The organism is Dyadobacter luticola (assembly GCF_005860805.1).
Classification (GTDB): Bacteria; Bacteroidota; Bacteroidia; order Cytophagales; family Spirosomataceae; genus Dyadobacter; species Dyadobacter luticola.
Genome location: NZ_VCEJ01000004.1, coordinates 422,950 through 446,794, shown reverse-complemented (window position 1 = coordinate 446,794; position 23,845 = coordinate 422,950). Strand labels below are relative to the sequence as shown.

At 45.6% G+C, this 23,845-nt stretch carries 18 protein-coding genes and 1 tRNA gene; 9 read left to right on the top strand and 10 right to left on the bottom strand.

The window, feature by feature from the left end; translation table 11 throughout:
• Positions 1-15: 15 nt before the first annotated feature.
• The 6 genes from nuoL to FEN17_RS12550 all read right to left on the bottom strand — a co-directional run bounded on the left by nuoL (position 16) and on the right by FEN17_RS12550 (position 6,279).
• Positions 16-1,974: an NADH-quinone oxidoreductase subunit L gene (nuoL, locus tag FEN17_RS12570; RefSeq protein ID WP_138365705.1), complete on the bottom strand. Its 1,959-nt coding sequence runs from the start codon at positions 1,972-1,974 to the stop codon at positions 16-18.
• Positions 1,975-2,035: 61 nt separating this feature from the next.
• Positions 2,036-3,247: a serine hydrolase domain-containing protein gene (locus FEN17_RS12565; RefSeq protein WP_138366919.1), complete on the bottom strand. Its 1,212-nt coding sequence runs from the start codon at positions 3,245-3,247 to the stop codon at positions 2,036-2,038.
• A 98-nt stretch (positions 3,248-3,345) separates the two neighbouring features.
• Complete coding sequence (locus tag FEN17_RS12560) at positions 3,346-4,476, bottom strand: T9SS type A sorting domain-containing protein (RefSeq protein ID WP_138365704.1); 1,131 nt, start codon at positions 4,474-4,476, stop codon at positions 3,346-3,348.
• Between the two features lie 93 nt (positions 4,477-4,569).
• Complete coding sequence (locus tag FEN17_RS27480) at positions 4,570-4,935, bottom strand: DUF8757 domain-containing protein (RefSeq protein WP_205748148.1); 366 nt, start codon at positions 4,933-4,935, stop codon at positions 4,570-4,572.
• Complete coding sequence (locus FEN17_RS27475; protein WP_205748147.1) at positions 4,929-5,393, bottom strand: DUF8758 domain-containing protein; 465 nt, start codon at positions 5,391-5,393, stop codon at positions 4,929-4,931. The genes FEN17_RS27480 and FEN17_RS27475 overlap by 7 nt, the downstream gene beginning before the upstream one ends.
• 1 nt (position 5,394) lies before the next feature.
• Entirely contained in the window at positions 5,395-6,279 is an 885-nt protein-coding gene (locus FEN17_RS12550) for a DUF488 domain-containing protein (RefSeq protein WP_138365703.1), read from the bottom strand.
• Positions 6,280-6,550: 271 nt separating this feature from the next.
• On the opposite strand from FEN17_RS12550, the gene FEN17_RS12545 reads away from it, so the two are divergent.
• The gene (locus tag FEN17_RS12545; protein ID WP_138365702.1) at positions 6,551-6,796 is read left to right on the top strand and encodes a hypothetical protein; all 246 of its coding nucleotides are present in this window, start codon (positions 6,551-6,553) and stop codon (positions 6,794-6,796) included.
• A gap of 63 nt (positions 6,797-6,859) precedes the next feature.
• On the opposite strand, the gene FEN17_RS12540 is transcribed toward FEN17_RS12545, so the two are convergent.
• Both FEN17_RS12540 and asnS read right to left on the bottom strand, forming a co-directional pair.
• Positions 6,860-7,258 carry a helix-turn-helix domain-containing protein gene (locus tag FEN17_RS12540; RefSeq protein WP_138365701.1) on the bottom strand — a complete coding sequence of 133 codons (399 nt, stop codon included), beginning with the start codon at positions 7,256-7,258 and terminating at the stop codon, positions 6,860-6,862.
• A gap of 577 nt (positions 7,259-7,835) precedes the next feature.
• Positions 7,836-9,272, bottom strand: a complete 1,437-nt coding sequence (gene asnS / locus FEN17_RS12535) for an asparagine--tRNA ligase (protein WP_138365700.1) — start codon at positions 9,270-9,272, stop codon at positions 7,836-7,838.
• A 186-nt stretch (positions 9,273-9,458) separates the two neighbouring features.
• Here asnS and FEN17_RS12530 point away from each other — a divergent pair, with 186 nt between their 5' ends.
• The 3 genes from FEN17_RS12530 (at position 9,459) to FEN17_RS12520 (ending at position 11,051) form a co-directional block, all read left to right on the top strand.
• Positions 9,459-10,097 carry a hypothetical protein gene (locus FEN17_RS12530; protein ID WP_229208805.1) on the top strand — a complete coding sequence of 213 codons (639 nt, stop codon included), beginning with the start codon at positions 9,459-9,461 and terminating at the stop codon, positions 10,095-10,097.
• A gap of 22 nt (positions 10,098-10,119) precedes the next feature.
• Entirely contained in the window at positions 10,120-10,899 is a 780-nt protein-coding gene (locus FEN17_RS12525; protein WP_138365698.1) for an enoyl-CoA hydratase/isomerase family protein, read from the top strand.
• A gap of 78 nt (positions 10,900-10,977) precedes the next feature.
• Positions 10,978-11,051, top strand: a tRNA-Arg gene (locus FEN17_RS12520).
• 232 nt (positions 11,052-11,283) lie between these two features.
• Here the strand turns inward: FEN17_RS12520 and FEN17_RS12515 are convergent.
• Together FEN17_RS12515 and FEN17_RS12510 are read right to left on the bottom strand one after the other, a co-directional pair.
• Positions 11,284-12,573 carry a PIN domain-containing protein gene (locus tag FEN17_RS12515; protein WP_138365697.1) on the bottom strand — a complete coding sequence of 430 codons (1,290 nt, stop codon included), beginning with the start codon at positions 12,571-12,573 and terminating at the stop codon, positions 11,284-11,286.
• Between the two features lie 437 nt (positions 12,574-13,010).
• Positions 13,011-13,436, bottom strand: coding sequence for a helix-turn-helix domain-containing protein (locus FEN17_RS12510; protein WP_138365696.1), 426 nt, complete (start codon positions 13,434-13,436; stop codon positions 13,011-13,013).
• Between the two features lie 232 nt (positions 13,437-13,668).
• Between FEN17_RS12510 and FEN17_RS12505 the strand changes: the two genes are divergently transcribed.
• From FEN17_RS12505 to FEN17_RS12485, 5 genes are all read left to right on the top strand, one after another.
• Positions 13,669-14,250 carry an RNA polymerase sigma-70 factor gene (locus tag FEN17_RS12505; protein ID WP_138365695.1) on the top strand — a complete coding sequence of 194 codons (582 nt, stop codon included), beginning with the start codon at positions 13,669-13,671 and terminating at the stop codon, positions 14,248-14,250.
• 82 nt (positions 14,251-14,332) lie between these two features.
• The gene (locus tag FEN17_RS12500) at positions 14,333-15,568 is read left to right on the top strand and encodes a FecR family protein (protein ID WP_138365694.1); all 1,236 of its coding nucleotides are present in this window, start codon (positions 14,333-14,335) and stop codon (positions 15,566-15,568) included.
• Positions 15,569-15,805: 237 nt separating this feature from the next.
• Complete coding sequence (locus FEN17_RS12495; RefSeq protein ID WP_171037912.1) at positions 15,806-19,264, top strand: TonB-dependent receptor; 3,459 nt, start codon at positions 15,806-15,808, stop codon at positions 19,262-19,264.
• 31 nt (positions 19,265-19,295) lie between these two features.
• Positions 19,296-21,041 (top strand): RagB/SusD family nutrient uptake outer membrane protein, encoded by a 1,746-nt coding sequence (locus tag FEN17_RS12490; protein WP_138365692.1) that lies wholly within the window; start codon positions 19,296-19,298, stop codon positions 21,039-21,041.
• A gap of 177 nt (positions 21,042-21,218) precedes the next feature.
• The gene (locus FEN17_RS12485; RefSeq protein ID WP_138365691.1) at positions 21,219-23,840 is read left to right on the top strand and encodes a glycoside hydrolase domain-containing protein; all 2,622 of its coding nucleotides are present in this window, start codon (positions 21,219-21,221) and stop codon (positions 23,838-23,840) included.
• Positions 23,841-23,845 lie beyond the last annotated feature (5 nt).

The following is a 23,845-nucleotide window of genomic DNA, read 5'->3' as shown; positions in this document are numbered from 1 at the left end:
GGCCAGGCCCTGTTTTCAGAACATCATCAGCCACAAAATCAATAAAAATACGCCCGCTGCGGTAGCGACGTAGTAAGACTGGATTTTCCCATTCTGTACGTTGCGGACGGCTTGGCCGGCGGCACGAATTGAAAAAACAGTCAGGTTAACCCCGCCATCGACAAAAATCCGGTCGATCCAGGCGATCAAATGTGCGCCTATCACGCTCCACCTGGCAACAATGTCAATAAATCCATCAACAATCCGCTTTTCAAATATTTGCAGATATCGGGTAATGAAGGCAAAAGGCCTGATAAAGTAATGTTCCTGAGAATAATCCTGCAGCCAGCCGATTTTTACATTTGCCACTTCTGATTCCCGGGTTGAAGCTTTTATTGAAAACGGATCGTCCTTTTGAAACTGCCTGTAAGCCAGAAAAATAGCGATCAAAGTAGTTGCTGTCGCCACGATCGGTACCCAGAATAAATGTCCCGATTCTTCACCGCCGATGAAATGCAGGAACCACCCCTCGGCATTGAACGGATTGATTGAAAACCAAAAGAAAAGCGATAATGCGGACAGCAGCGCCATCGGCAGCCACATTACCGCAGGAGATTCGTGCGGATGTATCGAAGGAAAAGCTTCAAACCGCTTTTCACCAAAAAACACCAGCCAGATTTGCCGGGTCATATAGTAAGCTGTCAAGCCTGCCGAGAAGATCACGATAATCGGAAAAATGTAGCCTATCATCCCAAATTCCGAAGCCCACAAAAATCCTTCGGTAATGATGGCATCTTTGGAAAGAAACCCTGAAAACAAGGGCAACCCTGCCAATGCTGCGCCGCAAACCGCAAAGCAAATGAAGGTAACCGGCAGTTTTTCCCGCAATCCGCCCATCGTCCGCATATCCTGCGGGTCGAAATTTTCGTCTGAATTTGAGGGTGTTACTGCGTGGATTACCGAACCTGCCGAGAGAAAAAGTCCGGCTTTGAAAAATGCGTGCGTCACCAAATGAAACAATGCCGTTTGCCAGCTTCCAAAACCGACGGCGATCACCATCAGGCCCAGTTGCGACATGGTAGAATAAGCCAGCACGCGCTTGATATCCCAGGCATTCAGAGCTTTGAATGCGCCGGTGAGCATGGTAATGGTACCGATGATGGTGACGACCAACCGGGCATCGAAGGTGAGGAGGAAGGAAATTCTTGCCAAAAGAAAAATACCAGCCGCCACCATCGTAGCGGCGTGGATCAATGCGGAAACCGGCGTGGGGCCTTCCATGGCGTCGGGCAGCCAGCCGGAGAGTGGGAATTGAGCCGATTTTCCGACGCAGCCACCGAAAAGACACAGACCGATTGCGGTCAAAATTCCGGGATTAATGTCGGCAATTCTTAATGTTAGTACCTCAAAGTCGGTAGAACCTGTATAGTAAAACAACATTAATATACCCGTCAGAAATGCGGCATCACCGATACGGTTGAGCACAAAAGCCTTTTGCGCAGCCCAAACTGCCCTGGGTTTGAAATACCAGAAACCGATCAGCAGATAAGACGATAATCCCACCAGCTCCCAGAAAATGTACATCACCAGCAAGCTTTCAGCCAGCACAATGCCGATCATCGAGAAAAGGAAAAGCTGGATAAATGCGAAATAGCGGTGCAAATTGGCATCGCCATGCATATAAGCCGTGGAATATAGCTGCACCAGCGCGGCCACGAAATGCACGACCACCAGCATCACGCAGGTCAGAATATCAAAGCGAAAAGATAAGGTAATGTTGGTATCGCCGGTGCTCAGCCAGTCGAAACGGACAATGTTGATTGCTTCTGTATCAGCGTATTGGAGGGCGATAATTAGTCCCAGTGTTGTGACGCCTGCACTTACCCAGCCTGCCATTTTATTCAGACTTTTTCCGCCAAGCCAAAGCACCAGAAAACTTAGAAATGGCAGTCCCAGCAGCAGGCAGGCAGGTAAAAAGTATGCGGAATTGGGCATAAGGTGCTGGAAAACGATGGTTCGGCAAATATCCTGATTTCACAGCCGAATTCAAACAATGCTAGATCTCTTTCTCGATATCCGCGATGGCGCCCGAACCGTGCATTACCTGCAAAAGCTCTTTCAAATCGTATGTCGAGCGGTTGTAAGTATTCCCCAAAACAATAATCACCGCATCGTCCTCGGGCGCTATCCAAAGCATGGTGTTGTAGCCTTTCCACCAGCCGCCATGGTAAATGAAGCGCGGCGTATTGTCCTCCTTGGTGTGCATCCTGAACCCGTAACCGTAATTCCGGATACCTGCGCGTTCGAAACTGCGGGGCTTAAATGCCTCGTCGAGCAGCTTTTTATCGATCACCAAACCTTGTGTCAGACCATTATAAAAACGGTAAATGTCGCCCGTGGTGGAATACAAGCCTTTATCCCCGACTACATCATCATAATAATCTTTTTCCAGCCTGCGTCCGTACTGATGGCCGGCTGTGCGGCCGACGATGGCTTTGGCGGTGGTATCGGTGACCAGGAATGTATTGGTCATGCCGAGCGGTGTCAGAATTTCTGTGTTTAAAAAGGTACCAAAAGGCTCGCCGGTCACTTTTTCGACGATTGCCGCCAGCACGCAATAATTGGTGTTACAATAATTGAATGACCTTCCGGGCCGGTTGTAAGGAGTTGGCGTAGGTTTTACTTTGGCGTACCAGTCGAGAATGTCCAGGTTATCAGGATATTTCTTGCCGTGACGGACGCTGTCATCGAAAGAATAAATGTAGTTGGGAAGCCCGCTGCGATGACTCAGCAACATATCGACTTTCACGCCGTGATAAGGAAAATCTGGAAAGAACCTTTGAACAGAATCGTCAAGGTTAACCCTGCCTTCCTGTATTAATTTTAAAACCGCAACCGCCGTAAAAGGTTTGGAAAGTGACGCCAGCTGAAACCGTGACTCGCTCGTCAGACTGTCTTTTTCCTTCATGTGGGCAAAACCGAAAGAATTCTGGTACAGCAACTTACCTTTCTGGACAACCAGCACATTGCCATTAAAACCAGCCCGTCTTTTCCGCTGGAATATCTCTTCGATCTTGGCAATTTTGAGCGCAGTTTCAGCATCCGGCTTTTCCAGCGGAGCGGGGTCCAGGTTGGACACCATCTTGCCGTTCACCATTTTCGGTTCGTTTTCCGATTTGCCTTTCCTGACTAACCCCCAGGAAACCACCAGAATAACCAGGATAGACAACGCCATCCACCACACTTTCGGCTGCACTTTTCTCAACATAGGCTTGTGGCCTTTAATTTTTTCGGAACGTTGTAATCTAAACGATTGAATGTCGAAGAACTTCATATTTAGATTCTACAAATTAAACGCAGAATGGTTTATGGAACTAGTATTTTAACATGTTCTTTGCGTCCATTTTTTTGATAAGTTAATAAATACAAACCGGATTTCAGAGGCTTGTCAGGATACAAATGCATCCGATTTGTGCCTGCGGATTCAAAATGAAAGGAAATCGGAATTCCAGTAATGCTGGTCAGGTTGATTTGAGAAGGATCAACCGCCAGGCCGGTAAATGTAATTTTTTCAGGAGATGCAGGATTCGGGGCGACAATCAATGTGGTTTCCTGACGAACATTCACAACATCGATCACATTCGAAAATGAAAAGCTGTCGTCCTGATCAATCATTTTTAAGCGGTAATAACTCGTTGACGCAAGCGGATTTTCGTCTGTAAAATTGTACTGCGTCCGCCCCGCAGTTTCTCCCGCTGCGTTTAATGTTCCAATGGTTTCGAATATTTGCAAATCCGTACTACGCTCAATTTCAAATGCTTTACTATTCTTCTCCCAGGTTGTCTCCCAGCTTAGACCAATGTTACGCTCACGCTTTTCTGCTTTAAAATAAGTCAGATCGACAGGCAGAATAATCGCCAGCACCTGACCATTGATGATGATTTCATCAAACCACAATGTGCCGTAAATCGTGTTTGAACCATAACCGTAAATCCGCAGCGCAAAGGTATTGGCCGTCAAATTGTTGAAACTGACGGGAATGCTATAAGAATTAAACTTCGCCACATCGGATAATGTGTACGCCCCGAGGTCAGCCGAAAAATTATCCATGCTCGTCCGCACCTTGATCTGCGGCGGCCCGTCGGCAGAGCGCCGGAGCCGGAAAGAAATGGAGGTAATGTTGTATTTGAATGAATTGGCAGTGAATTTGAATTCTACATAACGACCCGCTGAAAAGCTGGCAGGCCACGGCCGCGCGACATATCCCGCCACAATCGCATCGCCAAATCCGTAGCCACCATTCAAAGCATACGTATTCGCCCCGCCGAAGAGCGCGGCATTGGAGGGAGAAAAATTCGCGTGGCTCGACACACCGATCAGGTTAAGATCCATCGCCCATTTCACCTGAAAATTGGTCTGCGCCTGAACATTAAAAACAAAAAACAGCATCGCGACCATCGCAATGCTGCTCAAAAATTGATTGTGGTTCCTTTTCATGTTTGTGTCGGTTTACAGTATTTGCTTTATGCAATACGATAAGCCGACGAAAAGGTAACAGGCTTGTAGAAGTGGATTTTTTGACCGAAGAATTTAGAACAAAGTAAACTGTGTCATTTTTATCGGGTGAAATGTCCCAATGATGACAAATGGATTAAGTGCCATCATGTGAAACTCCCGGGTGGTGCCCAAAAACAGATATAGGTCTTTCGTCTTGGCGAAATCATCAAAATATTTCTTCCTAACGTCATCACACGCTTTTGCTTCGTCACCCTCATGACGTTTCAAACAATTCCAATACAACATTCCGATTTCCCAATCCTCGATCATCATTGTCCTTTCAATACCATCGTCGCTGGTGAATTTGTATGAAAATTTATATGGAAGCTTTGGAACAACCTCGAATGGATTGTCTGAATTCTTGAAGAGATTTAATTGGCTCGCATTAGCTTTTAACATGTCGAGCTTCTTCTTATCCAATCCCTTTCCACTTTTTCAATTTTGAAGTCCAGAGTTGACTTGGGTTTGAAAACAGCCAAAGAAGTGTACAATTTACTGTCTTTCGCATTGGCAATCAGTGTCGTCATGTTCGTATGAACATTCCTTAGTACAATGTCCTTTCTAAGCCGCCAGGTACCGTTCTCTGAGCCGATACTTCCGACAATTTTGAATGTCGCATCAATTGATTTCGGCTTGTAACTTTCCGAACGAAAATCAGATTTATTCTTTTCTAGATCAATTTCAATCCAATTATATTTACTGTATTGCTTGTCATATTCAAGCTTTCGAAACGGAATTGGATAAATCCTGATCCAGCTTCCGTCTTCGAGGAAACCTGCGGTACAGACCAGTTCATCATACTTATTTGATAGTGTGGGATAAGTTTTGACCGCGATCAAAACCCTTGTTAGTGCCATTTCAGATATGTTTTAATTCAAAGTTCCATTCGGGTAAATTAATGATTGCTTCCGCTAAATGTTTTCTGTGGCACTGGCAAATGTTTGCTTCGAAACAAGTCAATGCAATTCGCTTCTTTTCTTTTAACAAGTTCAGGATTTGCCCCTGCTGACTTACCGTCTTTTTTAAATTTTGCTCTTTATATATTTCAAAAAGATAATCGTAATCTTTCTGAGTGTTAAGTTCTTGTCTTTGGTCAGATTTGATTCCAACCTCGGGAATATGCAGGTAATCAATGCCTAAATTCTCGCAAAAAGTTTTCAATTGCTTTTTAGAAAAACCAAACTTCATGCTCAGTGAATTATTCCTAACATCAACCAAAACTTTCACATCATTTTTAATAAGTCGATTGAGATATTCTTCCAAAGAAATTCCCTCATAGCCAATAGTATATAGGATCGTCTTATCATTAACAGGCTTTGCCTTTAAAACATCCTGGTACTCTTCATCAGTAAGGATCTCCTTTGCCTTGACACTGTTGATTGAATAATATTGATAATTCACATAGGTCAATCTAATCAGTGAATTTGTCGATAGATTGCTGTAAGAGTTTTTAACATCAACTAAGATTTTCTTGTCCCGCTCATTCAGCAGCTTAATGTAATTCTCCGTCCCAGTTTTAGTATAGCTTGCCTGATCTTCTGATAATTGTCCATGTCCAACCATCGCCACGAGGTCCGCATTGGCTGAAAAGGAATAGCAACCGTATTTATACGGAACAAAGTCGTAGTCACGCTTTGATTGCCTCTCGGTAAAAAGAAAAAGCAGCTTTTGTAAGGATATTTTGGGCAAATTTCCCTCAAAGGCTTGTAATAAGGCCAGTATGATTTTTCGTCTGTAAAACATGTTGTAAAGGTAGAGAAATAGTCACAAAGACGTTTCGAGTTGGCAAATGGATGAATTAACGGTAACCAGCTTCCAAATCCCCCTCCTACCCCCGATTTGCTTTTTTCCCCACAAAATCTGCATATTCGCATTCCTATTAATACAGCACAAATGAAAAACTTACACGATCTGCCCTGTCATGGTGCGGGCCGGCGAAAGCCCCCGGATGCACGTACTGTAGCATTAGGACACCTAAAACAGGGCGCCCACATTTATCCTAAAATATAGTACAATGAACAATCAAACACACTCTGCCGAGTCTCCGGACTCGATGTGCTTGGCTTATGGCCAGCAAGTGCAACAATTATTTGAACTCAACACCCCCGCTGAGATGGCCGAGCATCTGTGGGAGATTTACAGCGGTTTTCAATTGTATGATCACCAAGCCGGTCACAATCCGCGCAAGGTGGACATTTTCTACACTTTTCGCGATCTCGTGCACTTCTGCCAGAATGTGGCGGCGATGAAAGCGGCGTAGGAATGAAGCTTTGCTATTAGAAAAGAATGCCCAGGTGTCAGAAATACTACCTGGGCATTTATTTTACACCTCTACCTGTTTGCTAGTATCGCCCACCTTTCTCTTTTTTTCCTCTAATCTTCGAAAAGTGCTTACTAGTGATTTGGATTCGAAATGTTCAAGTGGATGAGAATTCCTTGAAAAACGAACCTCGAAAGTAATGTCAAGCGCTCTGGCCATTAAGGACAAAATTTCCAGGTTAGGCATCCTGTCTCCTCGAAATAGCTGGGTTATCCAGCTTGGAGATGTACCTATGGCCTGGGCCAGACTTTTCCGGGTCATCTTCTTTTCCTCCATCGCGTCATTTATTATTTCCAAGAATCGGGCAGCCAATACTAACGCATCTATTTTATTATCTTCTGACGGCGAAGACGCAAAAAGGTGAGCGTAGTCGGCTGAAACTTCGTGGTTATTACCAGACATAAATTTGCGGAAGTTAAAGATGAGTTATAATTGGGGCGTGTATGCATAATTCGCAATGGCTGTTATTTTCGATATTTCTTTGGCTTTGTTCTTTTGTGATTTCTTCTTTTCGTGCAGAATAGCCATGATAACTACGAAGCATCCCTTTTCAGATCTGATTTCCTTGCAATAGATCCTGTCATTACTCCCTCCCTTGAAAAATTTCATAGCAGTTACATCCTTGCACTTTTGATTAATATCCTCTTTGTCATAAGAGTCCGGCATTCTTATCTTGTTCAGAATGAGGTTCGAGATATATCTAAATTTGCTTTTATGCTTATCTGAGCGCGTCAGATATTCCATTATTTCAGCTTTGTTTCGAGAATCGACGAATATTGCCCTCATACGATCTTCGGAAATTACGATCTTTTCACATGCTCTTAGTTCCACAAAATTAATCTATAGGTAAATATTTATAATCAAAAACCACAAAAAAAGCTACGTCCAAATGGAAGAAAATTTCTGTTTTCCATTTAGACGTAGCTTCTTAAAAAAGTAACGCTCTCAGCCGTAAAAAGGCAAAGCGTTTATTTAAAGGTTAAAACTCCGCGCTCTTCGGATACCTCGGGAAAGGAATTACATCGCGAATGTTGCCCATGCCGGTCACGAACTGTACAAGTCGCTCAAAACCAAGCCCGAAGCCGGAATGTGGCGCGGTGCCGAACTTGCGGGTTTCGAGGTACCACCAGATGGTTTGCGGGTCGATACCTACCTCATTGACACGTTCCAGCAGTTTTTCGTAGTTATCTTCCCGCTGACTTCCACCGATAATTTCACCGATTCCAGGGAAAAGTACGTCCATCGCGCGGACTGTTTTTCCATCTTCGTCGAGCTTCATATAAAACGATTTGATCTCGCGCGGATAGTTGGTCAGAATCACCGGTCTTTTGAAATGTTTCTCTACCAGATACCGCTCGTGCTCGCTCGAAAGGTCGATTCCCCAGCCCACAGGATACTGGAATTTCTTTTCTTTATGCGGTTTTGATTTTAATAAAATATCAATCGCCTCAGTGTAAGTCAGTCGCTCGAAAGGATTGTCTACCACAAAGCTCAGCTTTTCCAAAAGCGGGATAGAGCGCTCATTCTGAGGCTTGTTCTTTTCTTCTTCCGCCAAACGGTTTTGCAAAAAGTTGAGATCATCCTTGCAGTTTTCCAGCGCATAAGTGATCACTTTTTTCACAAAATCCTCGGCGAGGTTCATGTTATCTTCCAGCTCGAAAAACGCCATTTCCGGCTCGATCATCCAGAATTCAGCCAAATGTCGGGTCGTATTTGAGTTTTCAGCGCGGAATGTGGGGCCGAATGTATAAATCTTGGAAAGCGCCATCGCACCCAGTTCGCCTTCCAGCTGACCGGAAACCGTCAGGTTTGCTTCTCTTCCAAAAAAGTCTTCTTTAAAGTTGATCGCACCTTCCTCAGTCCGCGGTAAGTTATTCAGGTCCAATGTGGTAACCCGGAACATTTCGCCCGCACCTTCCGCATCCGAAGCGGTGATCACCGGCGTGTGCAGGTAGAAAAATCCGTTATCATTATAATATTGGTGCACCGCAAAAGCCAGCGCGTGGCGAATGCGCAGGATCGCGCTGAAAGTGTTGGTCCGCGGACGCAAATGCGCGATTTCACGCAAAAATTCCAGCGAATGTTTCTTAGGCTGCAAAGGATAAGCGTCCACATCCGCCGCGCCATACACCAGAATGTCATTGATTTTGACCTCAACCGCCTGGCCAGAACCCTGAGAAGCAACCAGTTGGCCCTCGATTTTCAAACACGCACCGGTCGTAACAGTCAGCAACAACTCCGCCGAAAATTGGCCCGGCTCAGCCACGGCCTGGATATTATGTATGGTAGAACCGTCATTCAGCGCGATGAAAATTGCATTCTTGCTTTCCCTTTTTGTCCTGACCCAACCTTTGACGGTAACAGCCTGGCTTTCAGGAGCAGTTTGTAAAATTTCCTTGATTTGCAACGGTCCCATTTTTTGTCAATTCAATGTTAATGTCAATTATAAATGTCGCCCGGTTTCCCGAATGAGGCGCAAAATTACAAAAACCCGTTTTAAAACCTATCGACGCGCTACAACTAACTTTTCTGGTGGTTACCAACCTTGTAGACGCTGGAATTCGCTTAATTTTGCCGCCCTGTACTGCTAAAAAACACCACATTGAATAACCGACTTGCGCTCATATTATCAGTCATTTTCCACCCGCTGATCCTCACGACCTACCTTTTTGCCCTGCTGTTTTTTGTCTCGCCGGATCTGGTCGGGGTCAGTGCATTTGAGCTGCCTGCCCTTGGAAGCCTGCTGATGCTACTTTTCCTGAACACCTTTCTGGCGCCGACGATCATTATTTATTATTTCAAAAAGATGGGTATGATCAGCAGCCTGCACGTGGACAATCTGGAAGAGCGGAGGCTGCCTTTTCTGGCCTGCGTGATCATTTACGGCATTGCCACCTACCTTTTCGGCTGGCAGTTACAGCCCATCGACGAACTCGCGCCGCAGATTTCCGTGATCCTCGGCAGCGCCACACTTTCGCTGGTGATCGTCACGATGGTCAGCTATTTCTGGAAAATCAGCGCGCACGCGGTTGGTATCGGCGGGTCGATTGGCATATTGTCCGGACTTTTGATCCGGTTCGATGAAGGCACATTACTTATCCCGCTGCTCATCACGATCCTGATCGGCGGCTGGCTGCTCAGTGCCCGCCTACAACTCAATGCACATAATCCTTTGCAAATTCTTGTCGGCGTGCTTTGCGGCGTGCTGGTCAGTAGTATGACGGTCTATTTTTTCTTTTGATACAAACACTTCGCGCATTAATATGTATCAAAACATCATTTACGAAAGCAAAAACGGCATTGCGACCATCACGCTAAACCGCCCGGAAGTTTACAATGCGCTGAATCCTGTCATGATCGCCGAAATCACGCAGGCCATGCAGGAAGCCGAAAACGATGCGACAATAAGAGTGGTAATACTCACAGGCTCAGGCGAAAAAGCCTTCTGCTCCGGCGCTGACCTGAAAGATGCGCTCAGCTCACCCAAAAGTGCCTGTGAAATTTTGCAGGAATTTTACGACCCCATGATCCGCTCGATCCGCAACATTCCCAAGCCGGTCGTCGCCAAGCTCAACGGCCTGGCCGTCGGCGCCGGCTGCTCCCTGGCCCTGGCCTGTGACATAATCATCGCCAGAGAAGATGCTTATTTGAGTTTATTATTTGTTCAAATCGGCCTCATGCCCGACGCGGGTGCTACTTTCTCCCTCCCGCGCCGCGTTGGAATAGCCAAAGCATTTGAACTTTCTTCGACCGGCCGCAAAGTCTACGCACCGGAAGCCGAGCAAATCGGGCTAATCAATAAATCGGTTCCGGCCGAAGAACTGGACAGAGAAATCGAACAACTATCGAACTACTACCGATCGGCTCCTACCCTCGCCATCGCCGCCATGAAAAAAGTTTTGAACGAATCCTATCAGTCAAACCTGTCTCAAATCCAGGACTTTGAGCGTGAAAACCAGGAAATGTTGTTTAAAACGCGGGATGCACAGGAAGGTATTTCAGCCTTTTTACAAAAAAGAAAGCCTGATTTTCAGGGGGAATGATCTAGAAAAATATTTTTTAGCGCCTCACATTTGTTAAAAAGACCTCTTTTCCTATCTTTGCAGTCCCGTTTGGGAATTGGTTGCGTAGCTCAATTGGATAGAGCACCTGACTACGGATCAGGAGGTTTGGGGTTCGAATCCCTACGTGACCACTTAAAAAGCGCCCTTCGTGAGATTGGCGCTTTTTTGTTTTGTGTGTATAAACTGCAGTGATACCCTCTAATTCAACTGTAATTGGATGTTGGCCTTTTGATCCAAATAGTGATGAAACCGATCGGCTGCTAGTAATATTGACTAAAAAGCAATCTGAAAGCTCCGACGATTTGGCTTTGGAGTACTATAAAAATCGGGCTGACGATTTCAGGAGCAATGCCAGCGCAGTTATTAAGGCAGCAAAACCTTTGCATTAATCATCCAATAAATAATCTTCGGGATGAGTTCTCGAACGAAAGTTGGATCTTCCCAGGAGAGAAAGGTTTCACAAAGGACGGATTGATCTTCTGCGCGAATCGTAAGGGTAAATTTTCCAGTGAAAGGAGACACAAGTTGCATCCTGTTGGGGCTTTTGATAAATTCCTTAATACCGTTGATGCCCGCCAGACACTTGTCAAGATTATCAAAAATTTTAAGTGAGCGAAACAAGACCTGATCTTCTGGAATCACAAATTGCCAATGACAGGTTTCTGATCCAGTTCTTGTAAGCACTTCAAAGCGTGGTTGAGAATTGAGAGAACGCTGCTCGGCCGGACTGAGGTCGGGACTACGTAGGTGCAAATAATCAATCGCTTCATCGGTGTACGTGGGGGTAATTTCAAAAATCTTAAGCTCCTGATAAACAGTTTCTGATACTTTCTCGCCCGAGGTTGATTGAAAGAGTTTTACAAACTGCTGAGCCGTATACATATGAAAATACTGGCCTGTTTTTTCGTAAAATTCTTTGTGCAAAGCGGGGAGAGGACCTTGTTTTAATCCAGACTGTATTAGAATCCAATCTTCTTTCTGATCGTCGCTTATAAATATGATAGGAGTTTGGTCTTCCTTGGCCTTTTTAATCAATTCTTGCCAGATAATGAAGTCTCCGAAGCCAGCAAAAGGATCTTTTGGCCGATCATTTTTTTTATCTACCCAATCTTTAAAACCTGGTGGAACATTTGCACTGAGGCGTTTTTCACCCAATTCTAGATAGTTTTTCAATTCAATATCGGTAGGCGGAGTACCCATGCTATCTCCGACTATTTCAGCAATTTGGTCTAATATTTGGTCATGGGAAATTCGCGCCGCAAGGCTGTCTTTGGCAGATTCAATTTCAGCGTTGATTTTTTTGATAAGCTCTCCGAGGTCTTTCAAAAGTTCTACGCTAAGAAAAGGGTGCTTCCGATCATTTTCAAAGGCCTTCTGGACGCTACTCAAATTGTTCAGTGGCTCTTTATAGGAAGAAATTTGCTCGCTGATTATTGGGAGACGATTTTTAAAAAACTCCTTTCCAACCCAATAAGGCACCCATAATCGACCTTGCATTTTTGTTAAAATATCTATGAGTTGTTCGCGAGTTCCATCGGAGTAGCGATACAAATTAAGGAGTATGTTGGTATCCAGACAGAAGACCGCGTCTCTCCAAAGGTCTTTGTAGTGCTGTTCTGGCTTGCGAAAATGTTCATGGAAAAGTGCTCTCATGTACTTTTTGAATTTTTTAAGTCTCAGAAATCAAGTCATTGACCGGGCATTTCCGTTACAACTTTGCTAGTCACATTTTTATTAGGACTTGATTAACTATTGTCTTTGCCCGACTCCAATGTTCGGCTTGCTAGCTGGTTTAATTTATCGCCAAGTTCAACGGTTATTTCACCTCTACCGCCTGGAAAGAACCTTTTTCGTGAGTTACCCCCGCTTTTATACCAAAATGATAAGTCACGAAAATTTCCTTTTACAATCCCTCCACAGCCGCAGAGCGGCTTCCTGTTTCTAGAAAAGAATCACATTATTAGATTTTTTAGCCCCAGCGGGGCGACCTAAACAATTGCAGTTTTGTAGAAGGCTCCTAAAGGAGCCATTTCTGTCACATTTGAAAATATTTCTACAAACAGGCAGCCCGCCGGAGCTACATTGTTGCACTACCGCCCCCCAATCAACCGCTCCAACCGCCCCATCATGTCATCCTTCTCCTTCAACATCCGCTCATAAAGCGCAATCTTCTCTTCATGAATCTGAATGATCTTTTCGATTGGGTGAAAATTGATGGTGCCGTTATTGAAAGAATTCTCAAACGCCTTTTCGTGAAATGTATTTGAGATAATGTTGACAGCCTGTTCCTCATCAAAATTCCGGATCGCCTCAGCAGGAATTTTCAAGATAGCCGCGACTTGTTCCAGAATGCTCGAATCAATTTTTTCCTTCTGTTCGAGTAACGAGACTTTCTGCTGGTTCCAGTCTTCGCCGAGCTCGAATGCCAGGAAATCTTGCTTGATCCCAAGCATTTCTCGGAAGCGTTTCAGGTTACGCCCTTCGTGGATCTTCGGATTGGGAGTAGTATGTGTCATTGCGGAAAGGTTTTTTGGTTAAAAAGGCAATTTATACAAATCCGCCGGGAAGTTTCCGGGTAATTTACGGGCAGCCCGCGTAGGGCTTGTGATGTAAGTTACCGGGATACCCGCGCAGGGTAGTTGCATTGATAAGCACCCTGACCATCATTAAACCAACTAATAACAATTGGTTTCGATTATGACAGACTTCTTGCATTATATTTAGGTTATCTTTAGCCTTTCTTATGATATGGCTTCTTACCACCAAAGTACTGATCTCGAATTAGCTGCGCTGATAGCAAATGACGATGACCAGGCATTTGCCGAAATCTATCGTCGCTACAAAGGCGTGCTCTTTTTGCATGCTTACAGGATGCTGGGGGATCAGGAAGAGGCCAAGGACATTTTGCAGGAGCTTTTCACTACACTCTGGCTCAACAGAAAAGTAATCAAGCCGCACACCTCCTTCTCTTCATATTTATACAAGGCGCTTCGAAATCGTATCTTTGATGTCATTTCCCACAAGAAAGTGAAGCAAAAATACATTAGCTCGCTGGCTGCATTCATTGAACAAGGTGAATGTGTTACAGACCAGCAGGTAAGAGAAAAAGAACTCACAGTAATCATTGAGCAGGAGGTTTCTCTGCTACCTCCCAAAATGCGTGAGGTTTTCGAGATGAGCAGAAATACGGATCTTTCCTATAAGGAAATCGCACAGGAGCTCCATATATCAGACAAGACAGTAAAAAAACAGGTCAGTAATGCCCTTCACATTCTCAGGCAGAAGCTGGACCTGGCTTTCGTTCTGATGTTTATTTCTAAAGATCTTTAAAAAAGGTTAAATTTTTTTTGCGCTAGTCTACTACTTCCATCCACGCAGCCCGTCTTATGCACAGACGCAGAAAACATGGATAATGGACGAATCTCTGGCCAAGGAGTTATTTCAAAAATACAAAGACGGCACATTGACCGAGCAGGAAATGGCGCTGCTGGAAAGCTGGTATACTTCCCATGCAAAATCCTCAACGGTAACCATTACGACCAATGAGATGGAGCAGCACCTGGATCAGGTGTGGGAGTCCCTTCCGGTACACAAAGACAAGACTGCATCTTACAGCAGCCCGGTAAAACCTTTGTTTAAATGGGTCGCCGTCGCCGCTTCCATTGCGATCCTTGCTACAATCGGCGTGAATATTTTCATTAGACAAAAAAATACGCCCAAGATCGAAACCGTTGCCATGGTTCAGGATGCGGCACCAGGGGATAACAGAGCCAAGCTGACATTGTCAAACGGAACGAGTATTATGTTGCACGAAGCTGGCAACGGTAAACTGGCCCAACAGGGGCAGACTGCTGTGATCAAAACAAAACAAGGGGAAATTGTATATGAATTTGATATGCAGGAAGTTGACAGCCGCACAAAGAAAATCACCTACAATACCATTTCCACTCCAAAGGCAGGGCAATACCAGGTAAAGCTGCCCGACGGTACGCGCGTCTGGCTCAATTCGGCCTCATCTATACACTTTCCCACCGTTTTCCCGACAACGGAACGAATAGTTGAAATTGCCGGCGAAGCCTATTTTGAAGTGGCAAAAGTTACCAGAGATTCCAAGCGCGTGCCGTTTAAAGTAAAAGCAGGCAACCAGGTTGTAGAGGTGCTCGGCACACGCTTTAATGTGAATAGTTATGCCGATGAAGCTATCATTCAAACAACCTTAGTGGAAGGCAGTATCAAACTGGAATTGGCGGGAAAAGAAAATCAAGGCGTATTGTTGAGGCCAGGAGAGCAAGCTTTGTTAGCCAGGGATATGAAAAAGAGTACTGGAATAGCGGCTGGAATGTTTGAAGTCAAACAGGTGGATACAAAGACAGTCATCGCATGGAAGGAGGGATATTTTCGCTTCAACAACGTAGGCTTGCCCGAATTGATGAGACAGCTTTCACGCTGGTATGACATGGAGGTGGTGTATGAAGGGCCTGTCAAAGAGTACGAATTTGTAGGCCAGATCGAACGGAATACTAAACTATCAAAGGTCCTGCAGATACTCGAACTGGGGGATGTCCACTTCCGGATTGATAATAAGAAAATAGTAGTGACTAACCAACCCTCTGATTTAAACCCAAACCAGCCGATTATGGATAAATAAAAGATGAACATCTGACATTGAAATTCCAGGAATAAAAAAACCGTCTCAGATCTGACCTGAAACGGCTAGTTGATCCGGAATGCTCCCAGACCCGCAAAAGCGGAACGGGAAAAAACTGCCCTTTTTTGATGGAAAAACAATTTTTACAATCCAAACCCAAACAAAAATATGCAAATTATTTTACACAGGAAAGTGACGTGTATTAACATCCGTTACTCGCTTAAACTCCTTTTGATAATGAAACTGATAGCGCTTTTGATAGCCGTCGCTTGTGTTCATGTATCAGCCGACGGCCTCTCGCAGAAAATTGTAGTTTCTGTTAAAGACGCGACGCTCCCAAACGTATTTAACCGGATTGAACAACAAAGTGGTTACAAGTTTTTCTATGATAATAAAGTCATAAAGAAAGCCAGGAATGTGACTGCGTCACTTCAGAGCAGTTCTGTCCAGGAGATCATGGATGAGATATTGAAAAACCAGCCGCTTACTTATACAGTGGTGGATAAAACCATTGTGGTCAAGAAAAAAGTGGAAAAGCAGTCTGTTCCACAGTCCGGATTATCACCGGATCTTCCGCCACCCGGAGAAAGTGCCAATCCAGGCGTGCAGCAGGGCATGGAAAAAAGAATGCAAGGAATGCTCATCGATAAGCTGACCCGCGCTGAACAAAAGGACATAGCCGTGCGAGGAACCATTACGAATGTAGCCGGCGAAAGCCTTCCAGGAGTTAGCATTCTGCTGAAGGGCGCACAGCTTGGGACAACGTCTGATGAGAACGGGAAATTTCAAATTGATGTGCCGGATCAGAATGCAAGACTGGTTTTCAGTTATGTAGGCTACGTGTCTCAGGAAATTTCTGTGGGTGCGACAACCGTTTTGGAGATCAGGTTGGCAGAAGATGACAAAGCTCTGGAGGAAGTAGTGGTGGTAGGGTATGGTACGCAGAAGAAAACCTCAGTTACAGGAGCTATTGCTACGATGAAATCCGATGATGTCAAAAACAATCCGGTGCCCAACCTGTCGAGCTCGCTGGCTGGACGTTTAAGTGGGGTCTATGTAAGCCAGGCATCCGGTGCTCCAGGGTATGCTCCGCCTATCAGGATCCGATCTGTTAACACCTGGAAAACTACCGGTAACGACCCGTTATATGTGATCGATGGTGTGATCATGGACAAAAGAATGTTTGACGCACTGGATTATTCCGAAGTTGAAAATATTACTGTACTGAAAGATGCGGCATCCGGCGCGATATACGGTGCAAGAGCTGCCAATGGAGTAGTGCTTGTAACTACTAAAAGAGGGACATCCGGTAAGTTTCAGCTCAATTACAATTATTCATACAGTTTCGATAATCCATCCAAAATACCTAGTTATGTGGATGCCCGCGACATGGTCAGGCTCAACAATTATGCACGTACAAGCAGAGGCATCGCACCGGCCTATGACGCTGAGGAAGTTGCTTTTTTTGAAAATAATGATCCGGGACGAGGATGGTACACACAGGCCTACATCGATCCTGTACTGCAAAGACATTCTCTATCCGCCAGTGGTGGAAGCGACAAGGTGAAGTATTTTGTGGCCGGCTCCTACTTTGATCAGTCGGCCTTTATTAAAAATGCCGATTTTAAAAAGTATAATTTCCGCTCCAACATTGACGTCAATCTGACCAAAAACCTGACAGGTACCTTCAATGTCGCCTACAATGAGGGCAAAAAGACGCGGTTTGCCATGCAGGAGGACCTTGACGGCTTTGACACGAATCCGACTTTTGGTAGTTTGTGGGGCAGGTTGCTTTACTATTTACCTAACACAGGACCAAAGACATCAGATGGCAAATTCATCAATCCAGGCTGGATAGGCAATCCACTCGCCTTTGTGGAAGAAGGCGGCTCGGTTACGCGCACAGAACGAAACATTGCAATGGTTTTAGGGTTAACCTACAATGTTCCATTTGTTAAAGGGCTGTCTGTGTCAGGTAAATTCAGTCCGAACTACGAGGCCAGGACGATGAAGCTTCATGAGCTAAAAACAACGCTTTATGATGTAGTCAAAAAGGGAACCAATGGAGCCATTTTCACGGACGAGATTATCGGCAGCATAAAATCCGCTTATCCAAATAAAGAGCGGCTGGTGAAAACCCAGGAAGCAACCAACAATTACCAGTTGAACTTCAGCGCGAATTTTACCAAACAGTTCGGCAAGCATAACATCGACGCAATCGCAGTTTATGAGCAGAGCGAAGGCAAATACGATTATTTCTACGGTGTAAGAGAAAACTTCCCGCTTGTGCAAAAAGACCAGTTCTGGGCGACATCCTCGGCCAGGGCTGATTCCTATGTAGACGGAACAGAATCGGAAACCGGCCGCGCATCCTATATTGGCCGGATCATATACAGTTACGACGACAAGTATTTTCTTAATGCAACTGCTCGTCGTGATGGATCAATGCTTTTCGGACCGGAATATCGCTGGGGTTTGTTCCCTTCTGTATCGGCTGGGTGGGTATTGTCTAAAGAGAATTTTTTCAAAGTACGGCACATTGAATTTCTGAAACTGCGCGGGTCATGGGGGTTGGCCGGTAATGATGCTGTCGGCGGATGGAAATGGAGCGAATCGTATGGGGTAAACGGCGACTATCTGTTTGGAACTACGCCCCAGCCGCGAGTAGGTTACAATGGAATTGTGAACGAAAAACTTACCTGGGAGAAAACCAGTGAGCTTAATGTAGGCTTTGATACACAGATATTTGATCGTTTTTCACTATCCGGGGAATATTTCAAAAGACACAATTACGATATCCTTGACACCCGGATCGCTTCCCTGCCTAATTCTTTCGGAGGAAGTATGCCGCCAGAAAACTACGGGATTGTCGATGGACACGGTTATGAGATCGAGCTGGGCTACAATGGTAATGCCGGTGATGTAACGTATGGCATTAAAGGCAGCTTCTCGTATTCTAACAACAAGGTGAAAGTGAGGGACGTCGCTCAGAATGCCCAGGACGTAGATAACCCGAACGGGCGCCCGACCGACTATATCAGAATGCTTGTATCCTCTGGCATCATCCGTACAAGCGAACAATTGGACGCATTGCCATCGGGCTATACTATTTATGGAAAGCCAGCTGTTTTGGGTATTATCAATTTTGAGGATGTAAATGGTGCACAGGGCGTTCCTGATGGCAAGATCGATGATTACGACAGGCAGGTTTTGAAAGGCAAACATTCTCTTAATCCTTACACATTTGGATTAAATCTTAGGGCCAGCTGGAAAGGCATTGGACTGGACGTATTCGTGCAGGGTGTAACCGGCGGCTCGAAGCTCTATGACGATGGATATAGCAGAAGGTTTTTCGACGGCGCAAGACCACCTTCATTCTGGCTCGATTCTTGGTCGCCTGAAAATGTAAATGCGGCCTATCCGCAGCCGGTCACCTGGGACGCATCGAATGATCATTTGCCATCCACTTTCTGGTTAAAGAATGGCAGTTTCCTGCGCTTTCAAAACATAAATCTTAATTATTCGCTGCCCAAAACTTTGACTAAAAAGATCGGCATGTCAGCAGTGAGCTTTTACTTGTCCGGGGCAAACTTGCTTACACTTTCGAAATATGACTTTCATGACCCGAGCGTCGCAAGTATGAACGCATATCCGACGATGAAAACCTACACGATGGGCGTAAACCTCTCATTCTAATTAGTTTCCACTTTCTTATAGACTTACAGACATGAAAAAAACATATATATATATATCGAGCCTGTTTTGCCTGATGCTGCTGGCCGGCTGCGATCCTTTGGACAAAGCCAACCTTGCAGCCCTCAGCAGCGAGGACGTTCTCACAAACCCCAAAGTGGCTGAGGCTTATGTGAATGACATGTACGCCAACTTTATGCCGTCCTCATTTTCAGTTGGGCGACTTACGGATGAAACCATGGTGATCAACGGGGAGTATGCAGCAGGACTCAGTGATTATCTGAAAGGAACCCTGACCTCGGACACTTATAATGATTTTCCCTACGAAAACATCCGGAAAATCAACATTTTCCTTGCCCAGGTGGATAATGCAACATTCGATGAAAACGTCAAAAAGTCATTGAAGGGCGAAGCGCTTTTCTGGCGGGCATTTGCCTATTTCAGGATGGTCAAAGCTTATGGAGGGGTCGAGCTGATTTTAAAGCCAGAAGCGCCGGCCAACAAGGATGCGATTTTTGTACCCAGAAGCAAAACCTCCGAGTGTATTGCCCAGATTGTTAAAGACCTGGACGAAGCCATCACATTGGCAGAGCCACTCAGTACGATCGGACGGATTGATAAAGGTGCTGCCATGTCTTTCAAAGGACGCGTGCTGCTGTATTGGGCCAGCCCGCAGTTCAACCGTACGAACGATCCGGCGCGCTGGACAGCGGCCTATCAGGCAAGTAAAGATGCCCTGGCATTCCTGGATGCAAATGGCAAAGGACTTTATGCGAATTATAAAGACCTGTGGACTGATGAGATGAACAAGGAAGTGATCATGGTCAAACGGTTTCAGTACCCCGGGTTTTCGAACGGCTACTCGCAAGCGGGAATGCGTCCATTGCTTTACTCACGCGGGGCAGTAGGTGATAATGTTCCTTCTCTCGAACTGGTGAATGCTTATCCAATGAAAGACGGCTCGAAGTACGATCCAGCCAAAATGGACTATAGAACCCTGTTTAAAGACAGAGACAAGCGTTTTTATGCTTCCATCGCTTACAATGGTGCGGATCCTTATCTGGCTGAAATGTTCGGAAAGGAAAATATGTGGACCTATTACTATGATGCCGATGGTAACGCGGCTACGGGGATCAATGGGAAAGAAGCCAGGGCAGATAACAGCGAAAACCTGTATTCACATTCGAGTTTTTACCCTGCCAAAATGCTGGACCGTAACATTACCCGGACCACCGTAGAAGACGGGCAGGTTGACTGGATTGAGATCAGGTATGCAGAAGTACTCATGAACATGGCAGAGGCTGCCAACGAAATTGGTAAAGCCAGTGAGGCACTGGTTGCGATGTACAAAATCAGAAGCCGGGCCGGCATCGAGCCGGGAGCCAAAGCGAACTATGGCATCGCTGCAGCAACGCTTCCCGAGATCAGAAAAGCAATCATGGACGAGCGTTTAGTGGAGTTTGCTTTCGAGGGACAACGCTTCTGGGATTTGCGCAGATGGCGTATTTACAGCTCCACATTTAACAGTTTCAAGGATAAATACTTCCACGGATTACGGGTGGAATGGAATGGGACAGCAGCCGACCGGCCAAAAGGTATTGTTGATATTAACTCGATCGCCAGCAAATTTACCATCACCGAAACCCGCGATTACCAGCCGATCGTCATGCTGGATGAAGATAAGTATTCTTTTTTTGGTATTCCAAAAGCCATTCTGGACCGCAGCAGCAAAATCGAACAGAATAAAAGCTGGGGAGGCACATTCGACCCACTGCAGTAGTAATATTTTCAGCAAGAATTCCCTGAATAAATGATGGTTCCGGGAAAAATGCATGGACTTTCCTAAACCCTTTTAGATACGGGAGCGCGTTGCAGCGCGCTCCCTCTTTTTACCACAGGCTAAAAAGCAAGCTACATTTGCAGCAGGCCCGCCGGGTATCTTAAATCCTTATCCACAATGAAATACATTTTTCTAAGCATGCTGCTTTGTTTGGCCGTGGGCGTAACCGGGCAAAACAGCGAGAAATATATCTCCATCGAATCCGCTAAAAAGCAATATGCAAAACTAGCCGGGCAACCTTTTTATGTTTTTCAAGAAAACAGGGAAAACCCCATCCGGTGGAACGATTCGCTGAAGGTGTCCTGGTTAACCCAGGATATTACTAAAAAACAATTTGCACTCTCTGCGCGGCCCGGCGAATACTTTGTCTACCAGATCGGAGTCTGGGCAGGTAGCGGTAACATTCAGAACTTGGAAATAAAATTTTCAGATCTGAGAAGCAAGGATGGAAAAACGATCTCTTCAAAGCGGGTAAGTTGTTTCAATGCGGGCGGAATTGACTATCTGGGCAAGCCTTTTTCTAAAAAGATCAATATTCCGAATGGTAAGGTGCAGGCATTATGGGTGGGCGCAGATCTTACCGGTGTGACTAAAGGAATTTATAATGGTACCACTAACATATTAATCGATGGTAAAAAACAATCTATAAAAATACAACTCGCGGTTGACGGCAATGCTGTTGAAAACCACGGCTACAACGAGGGAAAAGGTTTATCGCGCATGAACTGGTTGAACAGTACTGTCGGCATCAATGAGGAAATCGCGAAAGGTTACCAGCCTGTGACCCGCAAAGACAAAACCCTGCATATCCTGGGAAGATCCTTTGTGATCGGAAACGACGGTATGCCAGCAGAAATCAACAGTTTTTTTACGAGTTCCAATCAAAGCATATCTGAAAAAAGTGAGCCGATCACTGGTGGCGCATTTCGTTTTGTAGTGGAAAAAGCAAATGGCGAGATTATAAGGCTAACGCCAGGAGCTGTGAAGTTTATCGAGGAAAAGGAAGACCATATCAATTGGCAGGTAAAGAACACATTGGCGGAATGCGAGCTGATGTGTTCCGGCAGCCTGAACTACGATGGATTTGTAGATTATAAAGTCTCTTTGAAGGCATTGAAGCAATTAAAAATCAAAGACATCCGTCTTGAAGTGCCGGTGACCAAAGAAAAAGCAACATACATGATGGGTCTTAACCGGGAAGGTGGCCTGCGGCCCAATTCCTGGAAATGGCAATGGGATACCACTAAAAATCAGGATGCACTGTGGCTGGGTGCGGTAAATGGCGGACTGCGCCTGAAATGGAAAGCGGAGAACTATAAGCTGCCGCTGGTTAACATTTATTACAAGTTCGAGCCCCTGCGTCTTCCTCCCTCCTGGGGAAATGAAAATAAAGGAGGCGTAAATGTGGAGCAGAAAGGCAATTCCGTCGAGGTGATGGCCTACTCCGGCAGCCGGGACATGGCCGCGGGCAGCGTGCTGAATTATGACTTTGAGCTTTTGATCACGCCCTTCAAAACCATCAGCAATGAAAAAAAATACGGCGACCGATACTTCCACGGTGGAGGCACTAATGCGATCAGTAAAATTGACAAAGCCGAAAAGGCCGGGGCCAACATTATCAACATCCACCACGCCGAAGACATTTACCCGTTCATCAATTATCCCTATCTCGATGAAAATACGACCGAACTGAAAACGCTGGTGGATAAAGCCCACAGCCAGGAAAAACGGCTAAAACTGTATTACACAACCCGGGAGCTCACCAAGAATATTCCCGAATTTCAGGCATTTTACAGTCTGGACGGAGAAGTACTATTTCCCGGACCGGGCAATGCGAGCCGGACGGAAGCATTGCACCCAAAAGGCCCTAATGAATGGCTGGTTAAGAATCTAAGGGAAAAATACGTTCCGGCCTGGTATAACCCTGTCAGCGAGGGCAAGTTCAAAGGCTCGTTCGATCTGTCGGTGATCACCACGCCCAACAGCAGGCTCAACAATTTTTACATCGCGGGGCTCGACTGGATGGTTCAGAATTTAAAGATTGACGGCATCTACATAGACGATGCCGCGCTCGACCGCTTTACCTTGCAGCGGGCCCGAAAAGTCATTGACCAGAACCGCCCGGAAGGTCGGATCGACCTGCATAGCTGGAACCATTTCAACAGTTGGGCAGGATTTGCCAGCTGCCTGAACCTCTATATGGAACTACTTCCGTATCTAGATCTGGTGTGGATTGGAGAGGCACGAGATTATAACCGGGCGCCGGATCATTGGCTCGTGGAAGTGTCAGGCATTCCGTTCGGCTTGCCGGGACAAATGCTGGAAGGCGGCGGTAATCCATGGCGGGGAATGGTTTATGGCATTACCAACCGGTCGGGCTGGACCGGCAACACGCCCGACGAGCTATGGAAATTTTGGGATGAACACAATTGCAAAGATAAAGAACTGCTTGGCTACTGGGACAAAAACTGCCCGGTTACGACCAATAACGAGCACATCATGGCTTCGGTTTTCAAAGGAGAAAACGAGAGCATTATTGCGATTGCCAATTGGGAGAAAGAAGCGCAGAGTACATCGGTTTTGATTGACTGGGATGCGTTAGGTTATGACGCCTCTAAATGCACTATCTCGATGCCATTTATCAAGAACTTCCAGGAAGAGCAGCCTCTCCAATCGCTGAGTTCCGTACATGTTCCGGGAGGTAAAGGGTTCATGATTGTGCTAAAAGAAAATAAATAACAGAC

Excerpts from the sequence above, each read along its gene's own strand:
- nuoL (WP_138365705.1), bottom strand. The coding sequence starts at position 1,974 with ATGCCCAATTCCGCATACTTTTTACCTGCCTGCCTGCTGCTGGGACTG.
- FEN17_RS12565 (WP_138366919.1), bottom strand. The coding sequence starts at position 3,247 with ATGTTGAGAAAAGTGCAGCCGAAAGTGTGGTGGATGGCGTTGTCTATC.
- FEN17_RS12560 (WP_138365704.1), bottom strand. The coding sequence starts at position 4,476 with ATGAAAAGGAACCACAATCAATTTTTGAGCAGCATTGCGATGGTCGCG.
- FEN17_RS27480 (WP_205748148.1), bottom strand. The coding sequence starts at position 4,935 with ATGTTAAAAGCTAATGCGAGCCAATTAAATCTCTTCAAGAATTCAGAC.
- FEN17_RS27475 (WP_205748147.1), bottom strand. The coding sequence starts at position 5,393 with ATGGCACTAACAAGGGTTTTGATCGCGGTCAAAACTTATCCCACACTA.
- FEN17_RS12550 (WP_138365703.1), bottom strand. The coding sequence starts at position 6,279 with ATGTTTTACAGACGAAAAATCATACTGGCCTTATTACAAGCCTTTGAG.
- FEN17_RS12545 (WP_138365702.1), top strand. The coding sequence starts at position 6,551 with ATGAACAATCAAACACACTCTGCCGAGTCTCCGGACTCGATGTGCTTG.
- FEN17_RS12540 (WP_138365701.1), bottom strand. The coding sequence starts at position 7,258 with ATGTCTGGTAATAACCACGAAGTTTCAGCCGACTACGCTCACCTTTTT.
- asnS (WP_138365700.1), bottom strand. The coding sequence starts at position 9,272 with ATGGGACCGTTGCAAATCAAGGAAATTTTACAAACTGCTCCTGAAAGC.
- FEN17_RS12525 (WP_138365698.1), top strand. The coding sequence starts at position 10,120 with ATGTATCAAAACATCATTTACGAAAGCAAAAACGGCATTGCGACCATC.
- FEN17_RS12515 (WP_138365697.1), bottom strand. The coding sequence starts at position 12,573 with ATGAGAGCACTTTTCCATGAACATTTTCGCAAGCCAGAACAGCACTAC.
- FEN17_RS12510 (WP_138365696.1), bottom strand. The coding sequence starts at position 13,436 with ATGACACATACTACTCCCAATCCGAAGATCCACGAAGGGCGTAACCTG.
- FEN17_RS12505 (WP_138365695.1), top strand. The coding sequence starts at position 13,669 with ATGGCTTCTTACCACCAAAGTACTGATCTCGAATTAGCTGCGCTGATA.
- FEN17_RS12500 (WP_138365694.1), top strand. The coding sequence starts at position 14,333 with ATGGACGAATCTCTGGCCAAGGAGTTATTTCAAAAATACAAAGACGGC.
- FEN17_RS12495 (WP_171037912.1), top strand. The coding sequence starts at position 15,806 with ATGAAACTGATAGCGCTTTTGATAGCCGTCGCTTGTGTTCATGTATCA.
- FEN17_RS12490 (WP_138365692.1), top strand. The coding sequence starts at position 19,296 with ATGAAAAAAACATATATATATATATCGAGCCTGTTTTGCCTGATGCTG.
- FEN17_RS12485 (WP_138365691.1), top strand. The coding sequence starts at position 21,219 with ATGAAATACATTTTTCTAAGCATGCTGCTTTGTTTGGCCGTGGGCGTA.